Origin of the sequence: Mobiluncus mulieris ATCC 35243, assembly GCF_000160615.1 — a bacterium.
GTDB classification, from domain to species: domain Bacteria; phylum Actinomycetota; class Actinomycetes; order Actinomycetales; family Actinomycetaceae; genus Mobiluncus; species Mobiluncus mulieris.
Window position 1 is genome coordinate 52,343 of record NZ_GG668518.1, and the last position, 22,987, is coordinate 75,329.

The 22,987-nt window shown below is 58.7% G+C and carries 21 protein-coding genes; 17 read left to right on the forward strand and 4 right to left on the reverse strand.

What is annotated here, in order from left to right; translation table 11 throughout:
- Positions 1 to 199 precede the first annotated feature (199 nt).
- The gene (locus HMPREF0577_RS00180; protein WP_004011598.1) at positions 200 to 1,456 is read left to right on the forward strand and encodes an ATP-binding protein; all 1,257 of its coding nucleotides are present in this window, start codon (positions 200 to 202) and stop codon (positions 1,454 to 1,456) included.
- A gap of 74 nt (positions 1,457 to 1,530) precedes the next feature.
- Here HMPREF0577_RS00180 and HMPREF0577_RS00185 read toward each other — a convergent pair whose 3' ends face one another.
- The gene (locus tag HMPREF0577_RS00185) at positions 1,531 to 1,983 is read right to left on the reverse strand and encodes a hypothetical protein (RefSeq protein WP_172606781.1); all 453 of its coding nucleotides are present in this window, start codon (positions 1,981 to 1,983) and stop codon (positions 1,531 to 1,533) included.
- A 710-nt stretch (positions 1,984 to 2,693) separates the two neighbouring features.
- Here HMPREF0577_RS00185 and ndhC point away from each other — a divergent pair.
- Genes ndhC through nuoN form a run of 14 tightly spaced genes read left to right on the forward strand, consistent with a single transcriptional unit; the run spans position 2,694 to position 19,438 of the window.
- Complete coding sequence (gene ndhC / locus HMPREF0577_RS00190; protein WP_004011602.1) at positions 2,694 to 3,053, forward strand: NADH-quinone oxidoreductase subunit A; 360 nt, start codon at positions 2,694 to 2,696, stop codon at positions 3,051 to 3,053.
- Positions 3,054 to 3,081: 28 nt separating this feature from the next.
- Positions 3,082 to 3,636: an NADH-quinone oxidoreductase subunit B gene (locus HMPREF0577_RS00195; protein ID WP_004011603.1), complete on the forward strand. Its 555-nt coding sequence runs from the start codon at positions 3,082 to 3,084 to the stop codon at positions 3,634 to 3,636.
- A complete protein-coding gene (locus tag HMPREF0577_RS00200; protein WP_004011604.1) occupies positions 3,633 to 4,433 on the forward strand; it encodes an NADH-quinone oxidoreductase subunit C in 801 nt (266 codons plus the stop codon). The genes HMPREF0577_RS00195 and HMPREF0577_RS00200 overlap by 4 nt, the downstream gene beginning before the upstream one ends.
- The gene (locus tag HMPREF0577_RS00205; RefSeq protein WP_004011605.1) at positions 4,430 to 5,794 is read left to right on the forward strand and encodes an NADH-quinone oxidoreductase subunit D; all 1,365 of its coding nucleotides are present in this window, start codon (positions 4,430 to 4,432) and stop codon (positions 5,792 to 5,794) included. The genes HMPREF0577_RS00200 and HMPREF0577_RS00205 overlap by 4 nt, the downstream gene beginning before the upstream one ends.
- Positions 5,791 to 6,495 carry an NADH-quinone oxidoreductase subunit NuoE gene (gene nuoE, locus HMPREF0577_RS00210; RefSeq protein ID WP_004011606.1) on the forward strand — a complete coding sequence of 235 codons (705 nt, stop codon included), beginning with the start codon at positions 5,791 to 5,793 and terminating at the stop codon, positions 6,493 to 6,495. Before HMPREF0577_RS00205 ends, nuoE begins: the two co-directional genes overlap by 4 nt.
- Positions 6,492 to 7,937, forward strand: a complete 1,446-nt coding sequence (gene nuoF / locus HMPREF0577_RS00215) for an NADH-quinone oxidoreductase subunit NuoF (RefSeq protein WP_004011607.1) — start codon at positions 6,492 to 6,494, stop codon at positions 7,935 to 7,937. The genes nuoE and nuoF overlap by 4 nt, the downstream gene beginning before the upstream one ends.
- Positions 7,938 to 10,541: an NADH-quinone oxidoreductase subunit G gene (locus HMPREF0577_RS00220; RefSeq protein WP_004011608.1), complete on the forward strand. Its 2,604-nt coding sequence runs from the start codon at positions 7,938 to 7,940 to the stop codon at positions 10,539 to 10,541.
- 3 nt (positions 10,542 to 10,544) lie between these two features.
- Positions 10,545 to 11,858, forward strand: a complete 1,314-nt coding sequence (gene nuoH, locus HMPREF0577_RS00225; protein WP_004011609.1) for an NADH-quinone oxidoreductase subunit NuoH — start codon at positions 10,545 to 10,547, stop codon at positions 11,856 to 11,858.
- A 56-nt stretch (positions 11,859 to 11,914) separates the two neighbouring features.
- The gene (gene nuoI / locus HMPREF0577_RS00230; protein ID WP_370444839.1) at positions 11,915 to 12,730 is read left to right on the forward strand and encodes an NADH-quinone oxidoreductase subunit NuoI; all 816 of its coding nucleotides are present in this window, start codon (positions 11,915 to 11,917) and stop codon (positions 12,728 to 12,730) included.
- Complete coding sequence (locus HMPREF0577_RS00235; protein ID WP_004011611.1) at positions 12,727 to 13,788, forward strand: NADH-quinone oxidoreductase subunit J family protein; 1,062 nt, start codon at positions 12,727 to 12,729, stop codon at positions 13,786 to 13,788. Before nuoI ends, HMPREF0577_RS00235 begins: the two co-directional genes overlap by 4 nt.
- Positions 13,785 to 14,084, forward strand: a complete 300-nt coding sequence (nuoK, locus tag HMPREF0577_RS00240) for an NADH-quinone oxidoreductase subunit NuoK (RefSeq protein WP_004011612.1) — start codon at positions 13,785 to 13,787, stop codon at positions 14,082 to 14,084. Before HMPREF0577_RS00235 ends, nuoK begins: the two co-directional genes overlap by 4 nt.
- Before the next feature lie 9 nt (positions 14,085 to 14,093).
- Positions 14,094 to 16,226, forward strand: a complete 2,133-nt coding sequence (gene nuoL, locus HMPREF0577_RS00245; RefSeq protein WP_004011613.1) for an NADH-quinone oxidoreductase subunit L — start codon at positions 14,094 to 14,096, stop codon at positions 16,224 to 16,226.
- Between the two features lie 15 nt (positions 16,227 to 16,241).
- Positions 16,242 to 17,876, forward strand: a complete 1,635-nt coding sequence (locus HMPREF0577_RS00250) for a complex I subunit 4 family protein (RefSeq protein ID WP_004011614.1) — start codon at positions 16,242 to 16,244, stop codon at positions 17,874 to 17,876.
- The gene (nuoN, locus tag HMPREF0577_RS00255; RefSeq protein WP_004011615.1) at positions 17,876 to 19,438 is read left to right on the forward strand and encodes an NADH-quinone oxidoreductase subunit NuoN; all 1,563 of its coding nucleotides are present in this window, start codon (positions 17,876 to 17,878) and stop codon (positions 19,436 to 19,438) included. Before HMPREF0577_RS00250 ends, nuoN begins: the two co-directional genes overlap by 1 nt.
- A gap of 684 nt (positions 19,439 to 20,122) precedes the next feature.
- Here the strand turns inward: nuoN and HMPREF0577_RS11715 are convergent.
- The 3 genes from HMPREF0577_RS11715 to HMPREF0577_RS00265 all read right to left on the reverse strand — a co-directional run bounded on the left by HMPREF0577_RS11715 (position 20,123) and on the right by HMPREF0577_RS00265 (position 21,927).
- Positions 20,123 to 20,419 carry a hypothetical protein gene (locus HMPREF0577_RS11715; protein WP_248613615.1) on the reverse strand — a complete coding sequence of 99 codons (297 nt, stop codon included), beginning with the start codon at positions 20,417 to 20,419 and terminating at the stop codon, positions 20,123 to 20,125.
- 83 nt (positions 20,420 to 20,502) lie between these two features.
- Positions 20,503 to 20,826 carry a hypothetical protein gene (locus HMPREF0577_RS11615; RefSeq protein WP_146742416.1) on the reverse strand — a complete coding sequence of 108 codons (324 nt, stop codon included), beginning with the start codon at positions 20,824 to 20,826 and terminating at the stop codon, positions 20,503 to 20,505.
- Positions 20,827 to 20,907: 81 nt separating this feature from the next.
- Entirely contained in the window at positions 20,908 to 21,927 is a 1,020-nt protein-coding gene (locus tag HMPREF0577_RS00265) for a polyprenyl synthetase family protein (protein WP_004011617.1), read from the reverse strand.
- A gap of 452 nt (positions 21,928 to 22,379) precedes the next feature.
- On the opposite strand from HMPREF0577_RS00265, the gene HMPREF0577_RS00270 reads away from it, so the two are divergent.
- Both HMPREF0577_RS00270 and HMPREF0577_RS00275 read left to right on the forward strand, forming a co-directional pair.
- Positions 22,380 to 22,661, forward strand: coding sequence for a type II toxin-antitoxin system RelB/DinJ family antitoxin (locus HMPREF0577_RS00270; protein ID WP_231282828.1), 282 nt, complete (start codon positions 22,380 to 22,382; stop codon positions 22,659 to 22,661).
- Positions 22,648 to 22,932, forward strand: coding sequence for a type II toxin-antitoxin system RelE/ParE family toxin (locus tag HMPREF0577_RS00275; RefSeq protein WP_004011620.1), 285 nt, complete (start codon positions 22,648 to 22,650; stop codon positions 22,930 to 22,932). The genes HMPREF0577_RS00270 and HMPREF0577_RS00275 overlap by 14 nt, the downstream gene beginning before the upstream one ends.
- Positions 22,933 to 22,987 lie beyond the last annotated feature (55 nt).

The following is a 22,987-nucleotide window of genomic DNA, read 5'->3' on the forward strand; positions in this document are numbered from 1 at the left end:
CAGCGGGATATCTACCTGGGTCAGTTGCTTGACCGGATGGGTAACGGGATGATTAAAGTCGTTACCGGGGTGGGTTCCTCAACGAGGATACTTCCCCTTTTCGTCTCGCTAGCGCGTGCCTGCCGATAAAGTGGGTTATACTTTCAAAATAGAAACCGGGTTTAGATTTTGAAAGTGGGCGAAGTTGAGCCAGCACCTCATGAACCGGCAACACTACCTTGACCAGGCGTTGCTGTTTCGCGACACCGACTTGATTAAAGTCGTTACTGGGGTGCGGCGTTGCGGCAAATCGAGCCTGCTGGCGCTGATTCGCCGGCACTTGGAGAGGGAGTCACCGGGGACGTGGACAGTGGAACTGAATCTAGAAAGCATGTCTTGCCCGGTAGACAGCGATAGGGAACTCTACGATTATTTCCGTCAGCGCCTCAACCCGCAGGGGCGCAGTTATTTCTTTCTGGACGAACCACAACGAATCAAGAACTGGCAAAATGCAGTCAACGCGATGCGAGTAGATTTTGACTGCGATATATACCTGACGGGTTCTAATGCGTATTTGCTTTCTAGTGAACTGTCCACGTACCTGTCGGGGCGGTATGTAGAGATTAAGATGCTGCCGTTGGCGTTTGGCGAATACGCCGATTTTTGTGGGTTGTCTTTCGCGCCGGGGAAAAACGTGACCCTGGATGCGGCGGGACGACCGGTGTTGTTCGAGGATTTTTTTGCCCAGTATTTGCGCTATGGGGGAATGCCGGCTCTTGCTGGCGGTGACATCGACCAGGAAAAACACGCCCTTTACCTGTCTGGCTTGTATGAGGCGGTGGCATCTCGTGACATTGTGAACCGGGAGCGCAACCGCGAGCAAAGCCGTATTACTAACCCGGAATTGCTGCGCAGCATCGCGGTTTACTTGGCAGACAATATTGGCAATCTGGTTTCGGCTTCCGGTATTGCCAACACGCTGACTTCGGCGGGTATGAAAACCACGCATCCCACGGCAGCATCCTATATTGAAGCCCTGAACCAGGCGTTCCTGTTTTACCGGGCGACACGCTATGACCTGCACGGTAAGGCGATGCTGCGGACGAACCCAAAGCACTACATTGTGGATTTGGGACTGCGGTCTTTCCTGGGGGGATACCGGGTCAGTGATGCGGGGCGGATTTTTGAAAACGCGGTTTACCTAGAGCTTCTGTTCCGGGGGTACGCGGTGCATGTGGGCAAGATTTACGGTCAAGAGATTGATTTCGTGGCCATCAAGGACAGTGAGCGGCTGTATATTCAGGCCACTGATGATATGCCGACCCCCGCGACCCAGGAACGCGAACTTGCCCCGTTGCGGACTTTACGCGATTCGTACCCCAAGTTGATTGTTACCAGGAAACCCCAGGTGGTAACCGATTTTGCGGGAATCCGGGTGGTGTCGGCTCGGGACTTTTTCCTGGGCGAGTGGCGCTAGCGTGTCGCTAGGGCTGCTTTCAAAAGGGAAACCAGGTTTCGATTTTGAAAGCAGTTTCGGTTGCTTCGGTGGGTTCATGAGGTGCTTGCCCGGGATTCGCGGCGTGGTTTTAGGTGAAATTCCCTGAGTGGCGAAGCTGCGACCGCGTGGGGTAAATCGGTGGGGCTGGAGGGCAGGGCGGATTCCTGTTTGATACAGGCGATAACTCGGGTGACGCCGTCATTACGCAGGGAGTATATCGTGGCGTAGCCGCCGCAGGTGCGCACACGTTTCAACAGTTCCGCTAGGGGCTGCGTCTTTCTGGATTTCGGGCGGGGTTTCGCTGGTAAGAATTTCAGTCTTGTTGGGGTGCGTTGCCCAGCGCAGTACCTGTGTGCGTTGGCGATTTCAGGAGAATCCGGCTGAGGCGTGCCCAAATTTGGCACCCCTGGGGCGGTTTTTCCTGGATTAATCAAATCCCCCATATGGCGTCCCCTGATTCTCCTGATTTTGTTAAAATCGCCTGCTATCTGGTGTCGGATTCCCATGATTTAATCAAAAGTCCGGCAAGTAGCAATAGAATTCCCTTGTTTAGGCGTTGACGAGGTATTTTTCTAGGGTAACCACGATCTGACCACGAAGATAGCGAATCCTTTCGGGCGTTGACGAGGTATTTTTCTAGGGTAACCACGATATCTTCCGGGGACAGCTCCGTAAATTACGAAGCTGAGCACGCGACTGTGCTGTGTGGCACGCGAGGCGAGCTTGTAAGCGAGGTAGCGCAAGTGGGAGCAACGCTAACGCGGGACTGGGGGTGAAAGTTTTTGCGCCAGCAAAAACTTGAGGGGGTGCTCCCCCTTCTCGTCCCGCGAGCGTGCTCCCACGCGCTATCGAGCCAAAATGGTCACTCGCGTGCAAAACAAAGGAAACGCCCGTATTTATGCAAGGATATAATTTCTTTAAACCCCGCAAATTCGCACCTCCATCGCGCCTGAAACCGTGAAATTCCGCCAAAAAAGAGCTTCATTTTAGCAATGATAACAGGCTGGGAAAAAAACTAGTAGGGTGTTCCCTGGACTCGAGGTCAGTCGTTCCCTTATGCCTAGACGGTATCTAGGGTCGATGCCGGGTGCGGTCGCGGGACTCGAAACGTGACTCACGGCTGCGCGATGCCCGCCCACGCGGCGCATTGCCCGGAAACCGAAGCGGTGGCTCGCTAATCCCCACCGCTCCGGGGCGCTAAATATAAGGAGAAATCGTGAATCTGTATATTGCCTTGCTGATAATGCTTGCGGCGGCCTTGTTTGTGGCTATCGCCGGGATGGCAGTGGGCGCAATCATGGGTCCCTCCCGCCCAGATAAAGTCAAAAACGCCAACTATGAATGCGGTTGCGACCCCACCCCGAACCGTGGCAACCAAGCGCGTTTTCCCGTGAAGTACTACCTGACCGCGATGATGTTCATCATCTTTGACATAGAGGTAGTGTTCCTCTATCCCTGGGCGGTTTCCTTTATGGAACAAGGCAAGTTTGGAATGTTGGCGATGATGTTATTTGTAGAACTGTTGGCGGTGCCATTTATCTATGTTTGGGCTCGCCGTGGCTTTGATTGGAACTAAATAAGGGGCAAGGAAAGGCAGGTGCACTATGGCGATTTTCCCCCCTGAAATCTCGGAAAAGGGCGGCAAACCCCTGGACACAGTGGTGGACTTTGCCCGTTCGCTGTCAATTTGGCCGGTCACGATGGGTCTGGCCTGTTGCGCCATCGAAATGATGGCCACAGCCGCCCCCCGCTTCGACATCGCCCGTTTCGGATCCGAGGTCTTTCGCGCCTCGCCCCGCCACGCCGATGTGATGCTGGTTTCCGGACGGGTCAGCCACAAGATGGCCACCATTATGCGCAATGTCTATGACGAGATGGCCGACCCGAAGTGGGTAATCTCTATGGGAGCCTGTGCGTCCTCCGGCGGTATCTTCAACAACTACGCCATTGTCCAGGGCTGCGACCACGTGGTTCCGGTTGACATCTACCTGCCGGGATGCCCGCCGCGCCCCGAGATGCTCCTGGGGGCCTTGCTGGCTCTGCGCGACCACATCAAGAAAGACCCCTTGGGTAAACGCCGGGAAGAAGCAATTCGTAAAGCCGAGGCGGCCGCCCTGAAAGCGGTTCCCACCTCGGATTTGAAAGGGCTGATGGCATGAGCGAAACCCAGAAACCCCAGCAAGCACCTCATGAAGTCGCAGTAACTGAGGCAACCAACGCGACCGGCGCTACCAACCAGGGCGTCGCGACCCAAGCAACTTACGCTCACCCCGACGGCACCCCGCTGGGCATACGCGACAACGCTTTCGGCGCGCACGGGCGAGCCTTCGGCTCACACGGTACGGGCGACACCACCGGCTACGGCGGCCTGCGCAAGACGGTAGAGATGCCCGGCCAGTCCCCGCGTCCGTACGGCGGCTGGTTCGACGAGTGCGTGGACTACCTCACGGAAGACCTCCAACAAGCCGGGTTGGATCCGCAAACCGCCATCGAGCGGGTGGTGGTTGACCACGGGGAGCTTACGATATACGTTTCACGAGGTGCCATCCGCGCCGTCGCCCAAGCGCTGCGCGACGACCAAGACTTAAGATTCGAACTGTGCCTGGGAGTATCCGGCGTACATTACCCCCACGACACGGGGCGAGAATTACACGCCGTGTACCACCTGATGAGCGTGACACACAACCGCAACCTGCGGGTGGAAACAACCTGCCCCGACGCTGACCCGAAGATTCCTTCGGTCGTAGATATTTATCCCGGCAACAACTGGCATGAACGCGAGACTTTCGACATGTTCGGGATTATTTTCACCGGGCACCCCGCGTTAACACGTTCTTTGCTGCCCGACGATTGGGTGGGGCACCCGCAACGCAAAGACTATCCCCTGGGGGGAATTCCGGTGCAATTCAAAGGCGGCACCACCCCGCCGGCTGACACGCGGAGGAGCTACAATTGAGTACCCAAACTAATCCCGCCTTCACCGATATTCACGCCACTCCCGGCGCCCCGGATCAGACCCCCGGTCTGCCCGAATATAACGCCGAGGTCGGCGAATGGGATGCCATTGCCCACGACATCGAGTCGGTTCACAATGACCGTATCGCCGTAAACATGGGGCCGGTACACCCCTCGACCCACGGCGTGTTGCGTGTTATCGTGGAACTCGAGGGTGAAACCGTGAAAGACCTGCGGCTCGGCACCGGATACCTACATACCGGCATCGAGAAATCCATGGAATACCGCACCTTTAACCAGGGTGTCGCTTTTTGTACCCGGATGGACTATGTGGCACCGATGTTCCAGGAAGTCGCCTGGTGTCTGGCGGTCGAGAAAGCCCTGGGAATTACTGACCAGGTTCCTGGGCGCGCCAGTGAAATCCGGGTGCTGATGATGGAACTGAACCGGATTGCCTCGCACCTGGTAGCGGTCGGCACCGGAGCCAACGAACTGGGTGCCACCACCATGTTGACCACCGGGTTTAGAGCACGTGAAGAAATCTTGCGGATTTTCGAGCATGTCACCGGTTTGCGCATGAACCACGCCTATATGCGCCCCGGCGGGGTCGCCAATGACTTGCTGCCGGACACGGTACAGATGGTGCGCGACAAGATGCCGCTGGTGAAACGCGACATCGAGGAAATGCAGGATTTGATTATGGCCAATCCGATTTTCTTGGGGCGTACCAAAAAGTCCGGGTATATGCCGCTCTCAGCCATGATGGCGCTGGGGTTGACCGGGCCGTGTCTGCGAGCCGGGGGATTGCCGCTCGACTTGCGCAAGACACAACCCTATTGCGGCTACGAAACGTATTCCTTCGATGTGGCCACCGCCCAGGAATCCGACGTGTATGCCCGCACCGAGGTGCGTTTCGAAGAAATGTTCCAATCCCTGCGTATCGTCTACCAGGCGCTTGACCGCCTAGAGGCCAGCGTCGGCCAGCCCGTGATGGTCGCCGACAAGAAACTGGCTATCCCGGGCGGCCTGACCTTAGGACCGGACGGGCAAGGGCAAAACCCCGCGCATGTGGCGCAAATCCTGGGTTCCTCGATGGAAGAACTGATTCACCACTTTAAACTGGTCACCGAGGGTTATCGCATCCCGCCCGGCCAGGTATTCCAAAAAGTGGAACACGCCAAGGGGATTTTCGGGGTACACCTGGTGACAGACGGCGGTACACACCCCTATCGGGCACATTTCCGCGAACCGTCCTATTCCAACTTACAGTCCGCCTCCATGATGTGTGAAGGCGGCCTGATTGCCGACCTCGTGGTGAGTATCGGTTCGCTCGACCCCGTGTTTGGAGGTGTGGATCGATGAAACCTTACGCCAAGGATGTCCGCGAGCGCCTCGTGAAAGAAGCGCAAGAAATCATCAATCGCTACCCGGAGGGACACGCGCGTTCCGCGCTGCTGCCCATGCTGCACCTGGTGCAATCCGAGGACGGCTATGTGTCCCCCAATGGCATCGAACTGTGCGCCGAGCTGCTGGGACTAAACCCCGCCGAGGTTTCCGCCGTGGCGACTTTCTATACCCAGTACAAACGCCGTCCCAATGGGGAGTACACCGTGGGGGTGTGCGTGAACTCGCTGTGCGCCGTGATGGGCGGCGACGAGATTTGGGACACCGTGTGTGAGCACCTGGGAGTAGGACATGAAGAAACCACCGCCGACGGCAAGATTACGCTAGAAGCTCTGGAGTGTAACGCCGCTTGCGACTATGCCCCGGTCATCATGGTGAACTGGGAATTTTTCGACAACCAAACCCCGGAGTCGGCCGTGAAACTGGTGGACGATTTGCGGGCCGGCAACCCGGTGGGCACCACTCGTGGACCGAAGCAAATCCCGACTTTCCGGGAAAATGAACATCTCCTAGCTGGTTTCGAGGACGGGCACGTTGACGAGGGGGCTTCCGCCGGGGATGCCACTTTGTTAGGCAAGCGTGTGGCAGAGTCACATGGCTGGGGGATACCCGCCGACCCGGGCTGGTCGACCCCCGAAAAGGAAGGGGAAACGCAATGAGTGAACTGAACTTGACTGATTTCCCCGCCGGTGAAGTCCCCTTGACCCCGATTCTGTCCGATATGTGGGGGGTGGAACGTTCCTGGACATTGGATGCCTACCGGGCACGCGGGGGATACCAAGGCCTGGAAAAGGCCAACTCGATGGAACCTGCGGACGTGTTGAATGCTGTAAAGAACTCGGGTCTGCGCGGGCGCGGTGGTGCCGGATTCCCCACCGGGCTCAAGTGGTCGTTCCTGCCACCCGACGATGGTGGCCCGCGCTACCTGGTGGTGAATGCCGATGAATCCGAACCCGGCACCTGCAAGGATATCCCGCACTTGATGGCCAACCCGCATGTTTTGCTCGAAGGCATGGCGATTTGTTCCCGCGCGATACGCTGTGAGCACGCCTTCATCTACCTGCGCGGCGAAGTCGCCCAGGTATACCGCCGCCTGTTAGCGGCCATCCGGGAGGCCACCGCAGCCGGGGTTTTGGGCGGGTTGAAAATAACCGCTCATGCCGGGGCTGGGGCTTATATCTGTGGCGAGGAAACCGCGCTGTTGGATTCCCTAGAGGGACGCCGCGGACACCCGCGCCTAAAACCCCCGTTCCCCGCCGCCCAAGGCCTGTTCGCCCGCCCGACCGTAATCAACAATGTCGAGACGATTTCCCAGGTCGCGGGGATTTTCAAGTATTCGGATAACTGGTATACCTCGATGGGTACCGAAAAATCCAAAGGACACGGGATTTTCTCGATCTCGGGTCATGTCAAGCATCCCGGCCAGTTCGAGGCGCCCTTCGGGATTACCATGCGCCAACTGTTGGGGTATTGCGGGGGAATCCGCGCCGGTCACGAGTTGAAATTCTGGGCGGTAGGCGGTTCTTCCGCGCCGATTTTCACCCCGGCCGAACTTGATGTGCCCCTGACCTACGAGGAAGTCGTAACCGCCGGATCTATGCTGGCCACTCGTGCCATCCAGGTCTTTGACGAAACCACCTCGGTGGTGCGCGTCATCACCCGCTGGGTGGATTTCTATCAGCATGAGTCGTGCGGGAAATGCACCCCGTGCCGCGAAGGCACCTATTGGATGAAACAGATAATGCACCGCCTGGAAGCCGGTCAAGGCCAAGAGGGCGACATCGAAAAGCTGCTTTCAATCACTTCGGAGATAGGCGGGCGCTGCTTCTGCGCCTTGGGGGATGCGGCCGTAACCCCGGTCAAATCGGGAATCGCCCACTTCCGCGAGGAATTTGAACAGGGCTATCACACGCCCGCCTGGGAACTGTTCCCCTATCGACGCTCTGCGATATTCGCCCGTAAAGAGGCTCAACCCCTCGCCAGTCCGGGGGCAGCAGCCGATGAAATGGCACCTCATGAAGCCGATGCCCAACCCGGCGCATCCACCCCAGCCGCAGCGCAAACCAACCCCGCTACCAGCGAAAAGGCCGGTGAACAGTAAATGGAGGACGTACAGATGGTCAACATCAAAGTTGACGGGCAGCCCCTGGAAGTACCCAAAGGGACGCTCGCGATACGCGCCTGTGAACAGGCCGGGGTGTATGTACCGCGATTTTGCGACCACCCACTGTTGAAACCGGTGGCAGCCTGTCGCGCCTGCCTGGTGGAAATCGCCGCGCCGAACCGCCAGGGCGTGGTGGCGAAAATGCCGAAACCCCAGCCGGCCTGCTCTACCACCGTCACCGACCAGATGGAGATTTACACCCAGCTCTCTAGCGAAGTCGCCGCTAAAGCCCAAAACGGGATTCTGGAATTTATTTTGATTAACCACCCGCTGGACTGCCCGGTGTGCGACAAGGCGGGCGAGTGCCCCCTGCAAAACCAGGCCTTCCTGGAAGGCAACCCAAGTTCGCGCTTCACCGACGCGAAACGGGTACAGCCCAAGCCAGTGCGGCTGACCTCCGAGATTCTGTTGGATCGGGAACGCTGTGTGCTGTGTCAACGCTGTGTACGTTTCGGCAAGGAAATCGCCGGGGATGCCTTCCTTGACCTGCAGGGGCGCGGTGGCGGATCCTCGCCGCGCGACCACCACGATTTCATGGGGGAAAACATCGGATCTTTCGACACCCAGGTGTTGGGTTTCTTCGACCCGGATTCCAACCCCGACGGTCATACCCTGACCCCCTCCCAGATAACCGGGCCGGGCGGGCAACCCGGCTGCTTGGGTGGGCTGCATCCCGGGCACGTCCCGGTAGCGGAACAAGACATGTCCGGGCGGCGCTTCGCCTCGTATTTCTCGGGTAATGTCACCCAAATCTGCCCGGTGGGAGCCCTGACCAACACCAGTTATCGCTTCCGGGCGCGCCCCCACGACTTGATTTCCACCCCCAGCATCACCGACCAAGACGCCTCGGGTGCCGAGATTCGCGTCGATGCGCGCCGGGGCGTAGTGTTGCGCCGCCTAGCCGGGGAAAACCCCCAGGTCAACGAGGAATGGATTTCCGACAAGGATCGCTACGCCTTCCCGTGGCAAACCCTCAGGGATCGCCTGACCCGCCCGATGATTCGCAACGAGGCCGGGGAACTGGTGGAAACCGACTGGGGCACTGCGCTGCGTACGGCGGCAAACTATATCAAAGAATCCGCTAAGGACTCCGAAGTCGGCTTCTTCCCGGGCGGACACCTGACCTTGGAAGATTACTATGCGTGGGGCAAATTCGCCCGCGTGGTGACGGGTTCGAATATCCTCGATGCGCGGGTGCGGGATTTCCGCATGGATGAAGTGAACTTCATCAAAACCCGGGTGGCGGGGCGACCCATGGAAGTGACTTACGCCGATATTGACCGAGCTTCCACCGTGTTCCTGATTGACTTCGAACCGGAAGACGAATGCGCCACGCTGTTCTTGCGGCTGCGTAAAGCCACCCAACACGGCACGAAAGTCACAACTTTGGCACCGTACTTGAGCCAGGGGGCGCGTAAACTCCAGGCAACCTTACTGGCAAACCGACCCGGACAGCAGCCCCAGATTCTCAAGGACATTGCCGCCGGTCAAGGCGATTCTGTCCCCCTCAAAGCGGCCTTGAGCCAGCCGGATGCCTTGATTCTGATTGGCGAACGTGCCGGTCTGGTGGAAGGCGAACTAGAGGCCGCCGCCGCCCTGATTGATGCGACCGGCGCGAAATGGGCGTGGATACCCCGGCGCGTCGGGGAACGCGCCGCGATAGAAGCCGGCTGTTTCCCCGGGCTTTTGCCGCGCGGTCGCCTGGTCACCGACCCGGAAGCCCGCGCGGATATGGATGCCGCTTGGGACGTGAAACACCCGTTGACCGAGGAATTGCCGCTGTGCATCCGCTGCATGGTCATCCCCGAGGCCTGGGAAATGTTCTTGCCAGGTTCCACCCTGGTGATGGGGGGCGTGGACTTGCGCGATATGGAAGATTTCGCGGGTATCCACAAGGCTTTGGCCGGGGTGAAACACGTAATCCAGTTGGAAGTGCGCAAGTCTGAGATTACGAGCTATGCCGACGTGGTGTTGCCGGTGGCGCCGCCCCACGAAAAGGCCGGAACGTTTATCAACTGGGAGGGTCGCCTGCGACCCTTCGGCCAGGCTCTGGCCACGCGCGCTTTACCGGACTGGAAGGTAATGAATCTGTTGGGTAAGGCGGCCGGGGTCGACTTGGGTTTGGATTCACTAGAGGCCATTCTTCGCGAGTACGAAAGTTTGGGCACCTGGGACGGGCAAAGACTCTCGGCTCCATACCGCCAAGACCCGCCCATCTGCGAGCCACAGGCCGGTCAAGCCCTGGTGGCGACATGGAAGCCCCTGCTGGATGCGGGACGTTGCCTGGACGGGGAACCCGATTTAGCCGGCTCCGCCAAGGTTCCGGTGGCGCGGCTGAGCGCCGAGACCGCCGCCGAAAACCAGATTGGCACCCAGGTGCGTCTCACCGGTCCGGCCGGCAGTATCACCCTGCCGGTGGTAATCGAGGACATGCCGTCGCGGGTGGTGTGGCTGCCGGAATGCTCGCCCGGATCCCAGATTCATGAAACGCTGGGGGTAGCCTATGGGCACCTAGTCAACTTGCAGGCAGCGGAGGTGTAGGAAATGGAAATGCTGATAAACCCGGCCGTGAACACCACCGATTTCAGCCATGAAACCTGGTGGATTTCGGTGATTAAAGCGGTGGCTATCCTGTTAATCCTGATTCTGGGGGTGTTACTGCAACTGTGGGTAGAACGCCGCGGCCTGGGACGGATTCAAACCCGCCCCGGTCCCAATGTGCGCGGTCCTTTCGGTTTGCTCCAGGCCATCGCGGATGCCGGCAAAATGGTGTTCAAAGAAAGCTTCTGGCCGCGTGGCGCGGATTTATTCATCTATATCCTGGCGCCGCTGCTGGTGGCTTTCACGGCCTTCGCGATTTTCTCTATTATTCCGCTCGGACCAAATGTCCAGATTGGGCCGATTTCCACGCCGCTGCAAATGTTTGATTCGCCGGTGGCGACCCTGATAGTGCTCGCGATTTCCTCGGTGGGGGTTTACGGAATCGTACTGGGCGGCTGGTCGTCGAATTCGCCGTATCCGCTGCTTGGTTCAGTGCGTTCCACCGCTCAGGTGATTTCCTACGAACTGGCGATGGGCACTGCGATGGTCAGCGTGTTTATCATGGCTGGTTCCATGTCGACTTCGAAAATCGTGGAAGCACAACAAGACCCGACTTGGCTGTTGGGTCTGTTGCCGGCCTTTATCATCTATGTCATCGCATCTTTCGGCGAGGTCAACCGCCTGCCTTTTGACCTCACGGAATGTGAAGGCGAACTGGTGGCCGGGCACCAAACCGAGTATTCCGGCATGAACTTCGCGTGGTTCTATCTGGCGGAATACATCAACATCATGAATGTTTCGGCGATGAGCGTCACCATGTTCCTAGGTGGGTGGAAAGCCCCGTGGGCGTGGGACTTTATGAATCCGGTAACGGGTTCGCCGTGGTGGGGGCCGTTGTGGTTCGGCGTGAAAGTTTGGGGCATGTTCTGGTTCTTTGTATGGGTTCGCGGCACCCTGGTGCGGTTCCGTTACGACCAGTTCATGAACCTGGGCTGGAAAGTCCTGATTCCGGTGGGCTTCGTGTGGATGATGGCTGTGGCTTGGATAAAGGCTTTGCCGGTGTTCTTTAACTTCAACTCGCAACAGGTGATGCTGGCCGTCGCGGTGGTTTGCGGGGTGCTGTTGGTGGTGGTGTTGGTGATCCCGGCGCGCCGGTCCGTTCCGATTCATGAGGCGCCATTCGATGCTTTCGCCGATGGTTATCCAGTGCCGCCCCTCCCGGGACAGGTTCTGGAGCCATCCCCACGAGCGGGCAGAATTAAGATGGCACCTCATGAACCCGCCACTGCGATAGAGGAAGGAGGGGCGCAACAATGAGCGAAAACCAGCCCCAGCCGGTGAATCCGGCCACCGCGAACGCAACGCAACCGCCCGTGTCGCCTTTGCCCCCCGCAACCCCTGCGTCGGAACCCGCGAAAACCGATGCGGATCCGAAACTGTGGGAGCCCACCAAAAAAGGCTTTATCGGGGAACAACTGAAGGCCGTGGCCGGATTTGGCGTGACCTTCCGTAACTTCTTCCGCCCCTATGTCACGGAACAGTGGCCCTTTGAAAAGGTGCCCACCCAGCCGCGCTACCACGGTCGCCACCAGTTGAATCGCTATCCTGATGGGCTCGAGAAATGCATCGGCTGTGAACTGTGCGCCTGGGCGTGCCCGGCCGACGCGATTTACGTCGAGGCCGCGTCGAACACCCCCGAAGCCCAGCATTCCCCGGGGGAGCGCTACGGGCGGGTGTACCAAATCAACTATCTGCGCTGTATTTTCTGCGGGATGTGCACCGAGGCGTGCCCTACCCGAGCTTTGACTATGTCCAATGACTACGAGATTTGGGACGACAACCGCGAGGATTTGATTTACGAGAAAGACGAGCTGTTGGTGCCGGTGGCGGATGGAATGCTGGCCGCGCCCCACCCTATGGTAGAGGGCACCACCGACGTGGACTACTATCGGGGGGTGGTGACCGGGCCCACCGCCGCGCAGGTCGAGTGGGTGCGGGGCAAACGCCCCGATGATTCGAGTGTGGCGACCGCCGTGACGGTGCCGGCGCCAGAGGTTTCGGGCGTTGCGGGGGCTGCGGGTCACGAGGTGCCATCCGGGATGGCGCTCGGGGTTCCCAGTGGCGAGTCCCCCGCAGTTTCGGGAACTCCGGCGCGCCCGGCCGAGACCACACAGGAGGTGCAAGCGTGAATACCCTCAATGCTTTAGTACCGGCGGTTTTACCGCTGGCGAAAATCCCCCTGGGACAGGCGATATTCCTGGCGGTGGCCTCGGGGGCGGCGCTGGTTTGTGGCCTGTCCGTGGCGTTTTCCCGCCGGGCGGTACATGCGGCCGTCTACATGCTGGGCATGATGATTTCCCTGGCGGGGATTTACTTTTCGCTGGGAGCCGAGTTCCTGGGTGCCGTCCAGATTGTGGTGTACACCGGGGCGATTATGATGATGATTCTGTTTGTCATCATGCTGGTCGGGGTGCAATCTATAGATGCCCCGCGTGAATCCGAGCGGGTCACGGTGGTGGCGGCTGTCCTGATGGCTGTGGCGCTGGCCATCCTGGCGATAGTGGCCGCGAGCCACACCACGATGAACGCGTTGATTAAGGCTCCGGATAATCCGGCGGATAACCCGGTGCAAATCGCCGGCGCGATAATCAACCAGTACTATTTCCCGATGGAGATGGTGGCATGCCTGTTGATTATCGCGGCGGTCGGGGCGATGACCTTGACGCATTCCGATGCGTTGTTGCCCCGTTTGACCCAGCGTTTCGTGGTGGAACAGCGCATGAAAGCCTATCGTGACAAGGGTACTTTGGTTGGCCAGCAGGTTCCCCCCGGGGTGTATGCGCAAACCAACGCCCTGGATGTGCCGGCTATCAACGGCGAAACCCAACGCCCCGAGGAAAGTTCGGTGCCGCGCGTCATACGGGTGCGCGGGGAAGCCCGCACTTTGGGCGAAGCCTCGCCCTGGGCAGCGCGGGCTTTGGCGACCGAGGCCAGCGGCGGGGTCGGGCTGCACGGGGTGAAAGCCACTCACGCGGTTGCCCGATCTCAGGCTTGGGGGATGCCCGGAGAGGATGCCCCGGAAATCGGCCAGCCCCTCATGAATCCGGAACTGGCGGCGGGACAAACCGAGGCGAACCCCGAACTTGGCAGCGGCGCGAACAGCCCCAACGGTGTTGACGGTGCGAACGGCGCGGCGGGAGACCCGGTCAAGAAACCTGGCGACACCAAGAAAGGAGCCCAATCATGACCCTGATGTTCCTGGTTTACGTGGCGCTGGGCTTATTCGCGATTGGCGCGCTGACGGTGTTGCTGCATCGCAGCGCCGTGATTGCCCTGATGGGGGTAGAGATTATGTTGAATTCCTGCAACCTGGCCTTGGTGGTTTTGAGCCAGATTAACCACAATCTTGACGGTCAGGTCATGGCGTTTTTCGTGATGGTCGTGGCGGCGGCGGAAGTCGTGGTCGGCCTGGCCTTGATAGTGTCCCTGTTCCGCTCGCGGCGGACCACTTCGGTGGATGATTTCAAGCTTCTGAACGGATAGGGGGAAAGAATGAACACATTAGCACATATTTTTGGTGCGATGGCGGTGTTGGATTTGCCCGTCAGGGCGGTCGCCGGGGCTTTTTCCGGTGCATCGGTCGGTTCGCTCGCCGGGGCGCCGGTTCATGAGGTGCCGGCCGCGCTGCCGACTTTATCCACAGTGGCGGCTCAACTGCAATACGGAGCCGCGACCGGGATAACGAATTACGCCGGACTGATGATAGCGATTCCGCTGGTCAGCGCCCTGTTCCTGCTGGTGGCCGGGCGACGCGTGGACGCGTGGGGTCACTGGCTGTCGGTGCTGGCTTCCTGGGTGGCCTTTGGGATTGGCGGGGGCGTGCTCGTGGAAATGCTGGGGCGTGCCCCCGAGGCGCGGGCGCAAGCTGTGACCCTGTGGCAGTGGCTGCCCGGCACGGAACTGCAGGTCAATTTCGGGTTGCTGCTTGATCCCTTGTCGATTTCTTTCGTGATGCTGGTGACTTTCGTGGGTTCGCTGATTCACGTGTATTCCGTGGGCTACATGGAGCATGACCCGGATCGGCGCCGCTTTTTTGCCTATCTGAACCTGTTTGTGGCGGCGATGTTGACCCTGGTTTTAGGCAATTCTTATCTGGTGCTGTTCATGGGTTGGGAAGGCGTGGGGCTCGCGTCGTATTTGCTGATTGGCTTTTGGAACCAGGTGCACAACAATGCCTTGGCCGCCAAGAAAGCCTTTGTGATGAACCGGGTGGGTGACCTGGGACTCTTGATAGCGATGATGGCGATGTTTGCGCGTTTCGGCGCGGTGGATTTCGCCACCGTGCTGGGGGAACCCGCCGGAAACAGTGGTGGTATTCCCTGGGCAACGTTCATTGGCATGTTCTTGTTGCTGGCGGCCTGTGGTAAATCCGCCCAGTTCCCCTTGCAGGCCTGGCTGGGAGACGCGATGGCTGGTCCGACCCCGGTTTCCGCGCTGATTCACGCGGCTACGATGGTTACCGCCGGGGTGTACCTGATGGTGCGATCCGGCGCGATTTATGTGCAAACCCCGGTGGCCGCGCTGGCGGTGGCGATTATCGGGGCGATTACCCTGGTGTTCGGTGCCGTGGTGGGTTGCGCCAAGGACGACATGAAAAAGGTGCTCGCGGCTTCTACCATGAGCCAGATTGGCTACATGATGCTGGGCGCGGGCTTAGGCCCGGTGGGGTGGGCTTTCGCCATCTTCCACCTGGTGATGCACGGGTTCTTCAAGGCACAGTTGTTCTTGGCGGCCGGTTGTGTGATGCACGCCATGAGTGACCAGGTCAACATGCGCCGTTTCGGGGGCTTACGCCGGGTCATGAAAATCACCTGGTTCGCCTTCCTGGTGGGCTGGTTGGCCATCTTGGGGATTCCGCCGTTTTCCGGGTTCTTCTCGAAGGATAAAATCATCGAGGCGGCTTTCTTGCCAAATCCGCATTACGGTGAATGGTATCCCTGGGTCTTTGGCTTGACCGCGCTGGTTGGCGCGGGTATCACCGCGTTCTATATGTCGCGGCTGTTCTTCTTGATTTTCCACGGCTCCCCGCGTTGGACTACCGAGCTAGAGGGTGCCCCGGTGCATCCGCACGAGGCTAACGCCTGGATGACGGTGCCGCTGCTGGTTTTGTCGGTGTTTTCGATTGCCGCTGGTGGGGTACTGTCGGTGGGGAACGTTTTCGTGCAGTGGCTCGATCCGGTGCTTTCGGTAAGTGCGGCTTCATTAGGTGCCAGTGGGGAACACGCCGCCCACCCCGAACCCGTCTTGCCAGAAATGGTACTGTTGGTTCTCACTTTGACGGTCGTAGTTATTGGCGCGCTGCTGGCCTATGTCCTGTTCTTGCGCCGCGAAGTTAGTCGGGCTATCCCTGCGGCTGGCGCGATTGTCAGTGCCGCGCGAAATGACCTGTATCAAGACGTGGTCAACGAAAAAGTCGTGATTGTTCCGGTGATGACCTTGGCGCGCGGCGTGGAAGTTACCGATAGCCGGGTGGTGGATGGTCTGGTAGAGGCCACCGGTTGGCTGACCCAGTGGCTGGGGCGTATCGGCTCGGCGGTTCATACCGGTGCCCCGCGTCGCTATGCTGCCTGGACTCTGGCGGGAACCGTGGCAGCGCTGTGCTTGGTGTTGGTGACCAGGCTGTGAGGAAGAGGTAACACAATGAACATGGTTTTTTCCCAAACAACTCTGCCCACCGCCAGTTCGATTCCCTGGCTGACACTCCTGGTTGCCTGGCCGCTGGTCTTTGCCCTGGTGCTGTGGTTGGTCAAGCCGCTGCGTCCCCTGGGACGCGAGATAGCGCTGGCGGTATCCCTGGTGGAACTGGCTGGGGTGCTGGTAGCGGCCGCCACCAGTTATAACCCGGCGGCGGCTCCCGCCTTCCAGCTGGGCGAATCCTATCCCTGGATTCCGGCCATCGGCCTGTCCTGGGCGCTGGGAGTAAACGGCTTGGGACTGGTGATGATTATCCTCGCCACCGCGCTGACCCCCCTGGTGATACTCTCGTCTTGGCGTGAAGACCAGGATGCCGACGCGCGCGCCGGATACGCGGGACTGATACTCGGCCTCGAGGCCTGCATGGTGCTGATTTTCACCGCGCGGGATTTACTGCTGTTCTATCTAACTTTCGAAGCCATGCTGGTTCCGCTGTACTTCCTGGTGGGGCGCTTTGGCCACGGCGAGGCGGCGCGTCGCCGCCACGCCGCCATCAAGTTTGTGCTCTATTCCCTGGCTGGCGGGCTGGTGATGCTCTTCGGGGTGATTGCGGTCTATGTTGGCGCCGCGCCCGTAACGAAGTCCCCGGCCGGGCTGTTCCACATGGATAACCTCACTGCCTTGGATTTAGGATCCAACCCGCTGGCCTACTTCACCATGTGGACGTTTTTGCTGGCTTTCGCGATTAAAGCCCCGATGGTGCCGGTGCACACCTGGTTGCCCACCACCGCCGCGGTGGCGCGAGGTGGCACCTCGGTGCTGCTGGTCGGGGTGTTGGACAAGGTCGGCACTTGGGGCATGATTATGTTCTGTTGGCAGCTTTTCCCCGCTGCTTCGGCTGCGGTGGCGCCGTTGGTGATAGTGCTGGCGGTGATTTCAATCCTCTGGGGGGCATTAGCCGCCATCGCCTCAAAGGATTTAATGCGCTTGGTGTCCTTTACCTCCATTTCACACTTCGGCTTCATGGTGATGGCCTTGTATATCGGCTCCCAGACGGCTATAGAAGGCGCGATGCTCTACATGGTGGCACACGGGGTGTCCATCGCCGGGATGTTCCTGCTGTCTGGCTGGCTCACCGAACGCGGTGGGACGCAAGAAATTGCGGCCTATTCCGGGTTCCAGCGTGTCACCCCGACCCTGGCCGGTTTGTTCCTGACCTCCGGGCTCGCGGCTATCGGATTGCCCGGTCTGTCTGGATTCCTGCCGGAATACCTGATTTTGGTGGGCACTTTCAAGGTTTCCCTCGCCGCCGCACTGTTTGCGGTACTCGGGGTAGTATTGGCCGCCGTGTACCTGCTGTTGCCTTATCAAAATCTGTTCACTGGCCCGACAGATGCCCGGGTGCGCACTGCCCCGGATTTGGGGTCGCGAGAAAAACTCATCATGGTGCCAGTAATACTCGCTATGTTGGGACTCGGGTTCCTGCCCGGTCCCACCCTCGACTTGATGAAACCCGATGCGGCCGAAATGTATGCGGTACAAAGCCCGCATCTGGGGTCTATGGGCACCAGACAAATGGCACCTCATGAAAAGGATGCCGCAAACCCAACCGAAAACCACGCTGAAGGGAGCACTAAGTAATGCTAAACGCGATACTTCCCGTGATAGCCGCCACGCCCGTCGTGGAGTGGGACGGCTTGGCTCCGATTATTGTGGTGATGGGCGCGGCAGTGCTGGCTACCCTGGTCGAGGCCTTGCCCAGCGCGGCCGTGCGCAGCGTTGTCAACGGCGTGATTATGCTGCTGTCGCTGGTGGCGGCCTTGGCATTGGTAGGCTGGCGGTTGACCGCCGTGTCGGGCGGCGCGCGTCGGGCTTTGGCGGTCGGTGTCTTGATAGAAGACCGTCTTAGCCTGGGTTTTCAAGCGGTGCTGCTGGTCATCTCGATTCTGGCCGCCTTGGTAGTGCTGGGACGCGCCGAACCAGTTGACGGGTCATTCGCCCCCCAAGCCGCTGATATTCCCGGTTCCCCCCAAGAAAACTATGCCATGAAGACCCGGTATCAGCGCACTGAAATGTATGCGCTACTGCTGTTTTCCACCGGCGGAATGATGGCGTTCATCGCGGCCGGGAACCTGTTGATGCTCTTTGTAGCCCTAGAGATTATGAGCCTGCCACTGTATGTCCTGGGGGCGATGGGACGCCGGCGCCGGCTTTTGTCCCAGGAGGCCGGGTTTAAGTACTTCTTGCTGGGTGCCTACGCTTCCGCGTTCTTCCTGATGGGTATCGCCCTGATTTATGGGTTCACTGGAACCTTGAATCTGGCGCAGATAACCCAGTTGGCAGCTGTCGCCCCTGGCCTGGACTGGATGCTGCTGGTGGGCGTGGCAATGCTGCTGGTCGGCCTGTTCTTTAAGGTGTCGGCGGTGCCTTTCCACGCCTGGGCTCCTGACGTATATCAGGGGGCGCCCGCCCCGATATCCGGTTTCATGGCCTCCGGGGTGAAAGTCGCGGCATTTGCGGTACTGGTGCGTTTGTCCATGATGGTGACTGGTCTTTTGTCTTGGGATTTGTCGATTTTCCTATGGGCAGTGATTATTGCCACGGTGCTGGTGGGCACCTTCCTGGGGGTGGTACAGACCGACATCAAGCGGATGCTGGCGTATTCCTCGGTGGCGCATGTCGGTTTCATCCTGGTTGCCCTGGTGGGGTCGGCACCCGCCACGTCTGTGGCCGTGCTGTTCTATGTCCTAGCCTACGGGGTGGCCACTATCGGGGCATTCGCCCTGATTTCGGTGGTGCGCGAGGAATCGGCCGATGCCACGGTTTTGGGCGAGGCCACTCAGTTGTCCGCCTGGGACGGCCTGGGGCGGCGGCATCCCGTGTTGGGTGCGGCCATGGCCGTGTTCCTGATGTCCTTCGCGGGGATACCATTTACCGGTGGGTTCATCGGGAAATTCCTGGTGTTCCGCGAGGGCTTGCAGCTCGGAGCCGGGGAGCTGGTGTTGCTGGGACTGCTGGCTTCGGTAGCCACCGCGTTCTTCTATTTCCGGGTCATCATGCGGATGTTCATGGTAGAGCCCGGCGCGGAAACCGCCTCCGTCGGTTCCGGCGACCTATTGACCAAGGCTGTCGTGGTGCTTTGCGCCGTGGGGACCGTGGCGCTCGGCATCTTCGTCCAGCCCGTCCTCGCCCTCCTCGCGTAGCTATGGCGGCTCGCCGCTCGACGGTTCGCATGTGCTGTGTCCGCTTGACGGTTCGCATGCGCGCGCACGCGGGACGGAGAGGGGGTGTTTTAGTGCTTCGGCGGCGACGGCAAATCGTTGCCGCCGCTTAATCGCCTTCGCCAGTTACTGCGCCGATATGCGGCTGACACCGCGCGGCGCAGCCCCTCAAGTTTTTGCTGGCGCAAAAACTTTCACCCCCCAGTCCCGCGTTTGCGTCGCACATTGCTGCACCGTTGCTGCACCGTCTTCGCTAACTCGTGTGGTGCTCTCGCTGCGCCGCCGATTTCCCGCAGCTCACCTTTTGTCGTGCGGCCTTTGCGAATGGGAATTACGGCTGGAGAGACGCGGTGATTGGTTGAGCTATCCGTACCCGTTTATGTAAAACCGTTTAGGGTTATATACGGTATCGAGACCGCGCGTAAGGTTTTTTCGTTCAGGAGTGCTTTAGCCAGGTCGTTACTTTCTGTTCCTACGATAGTTCCGGCTGCGTCTGGGTGTGCGGAGACGAACCAGGAGTGATCTTCGGCCCACAGGTAACTACGTTCCGTAAGGACACGCCGCCATCTTTCTTCTGTGGCTCCGAAGCTGCCTTCAGCTAAACTAGTAGCGAAAAGCACGTAATTCAGTTCACCAAACATCCAGGTGCCCTCGGGTTCATAGAAATTATTTTTTGCCCCCCCAGGCTGTGTGGATAAAGCCGGCGTACATGGCTAAACAGCAGGGTGTTTCTGCGGCGAGGTGATTTAGAAAAGTCCTATCCAATGTTTTCGCTTGTTGCGGTGAAATGAGGTATTCGGTCGATGTCGATGTGGAGCCTTGTACGGGGAATTCTCTATTGAAGTCTATAGTGTTTTCTCCGTGCGGAATAATAATTGTGTATTTTGAATAGATTGGCGGCGTTGATTGTGAATTCATCCAGCTCGCAAACCACTCAGCCTCTTCTTGCGAAATTTTGCGCATAGACTCACCCTACCATTAACCTGAGTATCATTTTAGATTTCCTTCATGGCTGTTTGCTGTAAAAGTTTCTATCAAGCCCTACACTACAGGTTATCAACTGCCTTTCCAACCGGTATACATTTCCCGCTATCGTTCTTCTTAAATTTCCTAAATTTGCTTCTGTATCTAAATGAATCATAGGGTCTCGCATAGGGGGCGGGATACCAGATTTCGACGTCTGCAACTGCATAATATGTTTCTATATTCCATGTGCATGCCAAATCGCCATAACCTTTAACCCTTTTATATCCCTCCCTCGTGGATGTTTTCCCAACTCGCCCACTTGTAGTGTGCATACTGGAGCTTACTTTTATTTTGACGCTATCATCAAGCGTGCCTACGCAATTCACAACGGTATGAGCATTCACTGTCGTCCCTTCCGTAGTTGACGCGGGATGCGGATGGTCATAGTCTCCAGTACACTCCGCAGCCGAGCGGCAAGCGGAAAGCTAGTGGAGGCGGTTGATTTGTTGGCGGGAAAACTCGGTGAGCGCGGTTTTAACCGCGCCCTCGGGCAGCACCGCCAGGTGCCCAAGCGCCCGCTCCACCCAGGTCTCGGCTAGCGCGGCAGTCTCCCGGGTCACCCGATGCTCCGCGAGCCGGTCGACGACTTCGGACAGAGCCGCATCGGCGGATAGCGCCTCATGATCCCCAATCATTTTCATGAGGTGCCTGTCGGCATCCGAAGCGCCCCCCGCCGCCACGGACTTTTCCAACAGTAATACCGGCAAGGTCTTGGTACCATCGCGCAAATCCGCACCGGGCGTTTTCCCGGAAACGGCGGCGGTGGAACGCAAATCCAGCACGTCATCGGCGATTTGAAACGCGACCCCGAGGTCTTCGCCAAAGGCGGTGACGGCCGTACAGATTTCGGGCGAGCACCCGGATAAAGCCGCGCCGTAGAGCGCCGCCGTGCCGATAAGGGATCCGGTTTTCTCGCGCAATACGTGCAGATAAAAATCAATCGGGTCGTCGGTCGCGCCCGGCCCCAAAATGTCGTGCATCTGACCCAGGCACAGCCGCTGGAAGGTCCGCGCATGGTACTTCATCAACTCGCGGCCGAAATCGGAGACAATCAGCGAAGCGCGGGCGAAAATCAAATCCCCGGCCATCACCGCCAAGGTGTTGTTCCACTTCACATGCGCGGCGGTGACCCCCCGGCGTACGGTGGCATCGTCCATCAAATCATCGTGATAGAGCGAAGCCAAATGCGTCAGCTCAACTGCCACCCCAGCTGCAATCAAATCCTCGCTAATGGGCGCGTCGCCCCCGGCGTTGCCCAGCTGGGAAATCAGCAACACCAGTAGCGGTCGCATCCGTTTCCCGCCGGCGGCGCGCAGGTGGGACACAATCTCGGTGGTGTTTTCGGCGGCAGTGCGGGTTTCCTCGACCAGGCGCGCCTCTACCCGCGAGAGCGCCTCGGTCAATTTTTCTTCCAGGGCATCAACAGCCCCTGCGGTTTCACTCACGTTTCCAAGGCTATGCCATTGACACGCCTATTCTCAAATGTTTGGGCGAGTGTCACCCTCCGTTCGCTGCTTTGTGGCAAAAACTGGTGAGAATTTTGTGATTTCGGGCGATTTTTTACCTCAAATTCAATAGTTTCACTCAATTCTGCCAGGTGAATACCCGATTTTGAACCTGGCTAGAGTCTAGTGAATCCGTGCGGTTGCCTGATAGTGACATTGGGGTGGCGGGTGCGTTCCTCGAGGTAAAACTCTTTACCTGCGGCTCTGGCGGCTTGCTTGAGTTTCTTGAACACCGCTCCCCGCTTCGCGAAAATAGCCTATCACGATAGGCAGTTCTTGCCTAGTAAACCCGGACTCGAGGTGGAAGTGCGACAGCAGCCTGGATTTCCGGCTGGCACCTCATGAAACTGTGAGCAACGCGCACCGAAAAGCGCTAGAATATATACAACGTATTGACAACTGCGCGAGGAGGATTTGCGATGGTTACCGTGTCGTTTAGGACTGACGACCAGACGAAAACCCGGGCTGCGAAGCTGTTTCAAGACTTGGGTCTGGACATGAGCAGTGCGATTAACCTGTTTTTGCGCCAGTCAATAGCCAGCAACGGCATCCCCTTCACTCCACACCGAGGCAGCGCCACTAACGCGTTGGCAAGAACAGAAGCCGAAACCCGCACCGGCGCTTACTTCGATAGCGTGGCCGACCTCATGGCGGATCTCAATGCAGCTGACTAGGGTCTTTCGCACCAACCAGTTCAAACGCGACGCTAAAGCACTTTTCAAGAAACACTACGATGCCTCGAAATTAGCCCAGGCTATCGAGGCTCTCTTAGAACAAAACCGCACCGAGCTGCGCACCCGCTACCGTGACCACGCCTTGAAAGGAAACTGGCAAGGCTACCGCGAAATACATGTTGAAGCGGACTGGCTGGTGATTTATCGTATCGAGCGCGATGAGCTGCTGCTGGTTTTGTCCAGAACCGGCTCTTATGATGATTTATTCTAGGCGTTGACTAGCTGGGAGAAACGCTGGTTAGAGATTCCCATCAATTTAGCGGCAT

What these genes read in the sequence shown, in the direction of transcription:
- nuoK (WP_004011612.1), top strand. Translation starts at nt 13,785, where the DNA reads ATGACCCTGATGTTCCTGGTTTACGTGGCGCTGGGCTTATTCGCGATT.
- HMPREF0577_RS00180 (WP_004011598.1), top strand. Translation starts at nt 200, where the DNA reads ATGAACCGGCAACACTACCTTGACCAGGCGTTGCTGTTTCGCGACACC.
- nuoH (WP_004011609.1), top strand. Translation starts at nt 10,545, where the DNA reads ATGGAAATGCTGATAAACCCGGCCGTGAACACCACCGATTTCAGCCAT.
- nuoL (WP_004011613.1), top strand. Translation starts at nt 14,094, where the DNA reads ATGAACACATTAGCACATATTTTTGGTGCGATGGCGGTGTTGGATTTG.
- HMPREF0577_RS00200 (WP_004011604.1), top strand. Translation starts at nt 3,633, where the DNA reads ATGAGCGAAACCCAGAAACCCCAGCAAGCACCTCATGAAGTCGCAGTA.
- HMPREF0577_RS00185 (WP_172606781.1), bottom strand. Translation starts at nt 1,983, where the DNA reads ATGGGAATCCGACACCAGATAGCAGGCGATTTTAACAAAATCAGGAGA.
- nuoN (WP_004011615.1), top strand. Translation starts at nt 17,876, where the DNA reads ATGCTAAACGCGATACTTCCCGTGATAGCCGCCACGCCCGTCGTGGAG.
- HMPREF0577_RS11715 (WP_248613615.1), bottom strand. Translation starts at nt 20,419, where the DNA reads ATGCGCAAAATTTCGCAAGAAGAGGCTGAGTGGTTTGCGAGCTGGATG.
- nuoF (WP_004011607.1), top strand. Translation starts at nt 6,492, where the DNA reads ATGAGTGAACTGAACTTGACTGATTTCCCCGCCGGTGAAGTCCCCTTG.
- HMPREF0577_RS00250 (WP_004011614.1), top strand. Translation starts at nt 16,242, where the DNA reads ATGAACATGGTTTTTTCCCAAACAACTCTGCCCACCGCCAGTTCGATT.
- HMPREF0577_RS00275 (WP_004011620.1), top strand. Translation starts at nt 22,648, where the DNA reads ATGCAGCTGACTAGGGTCTTTCGCACCAACCAGTTCAAACGCGACGCT.
- HMPREF0577_RS00195 (WP_004011603.1), top strand. Translation starts at nt 3,082, where the DNA reads ATGGCGATTTTCCCCCCTGAAATCTCGGAAAAGGGCGGCAAACCCCTG.
- nuoE (WP_004011606.1), top strand. Translation starts at nt 5,791, where the DNA reads ATGAAACCTTACGCCAAGGATGTCCGCGAGCGCCTCGTGAAAGAAGCG.
- HMPREF0577_RS00220 (WP_004011608.1), top strand. Translation starts at nt 7,938, where the DNA reads ATGGAGGACGTACAGATGGTCAACATCAAAGTTGACGGGCAGCCCCTG.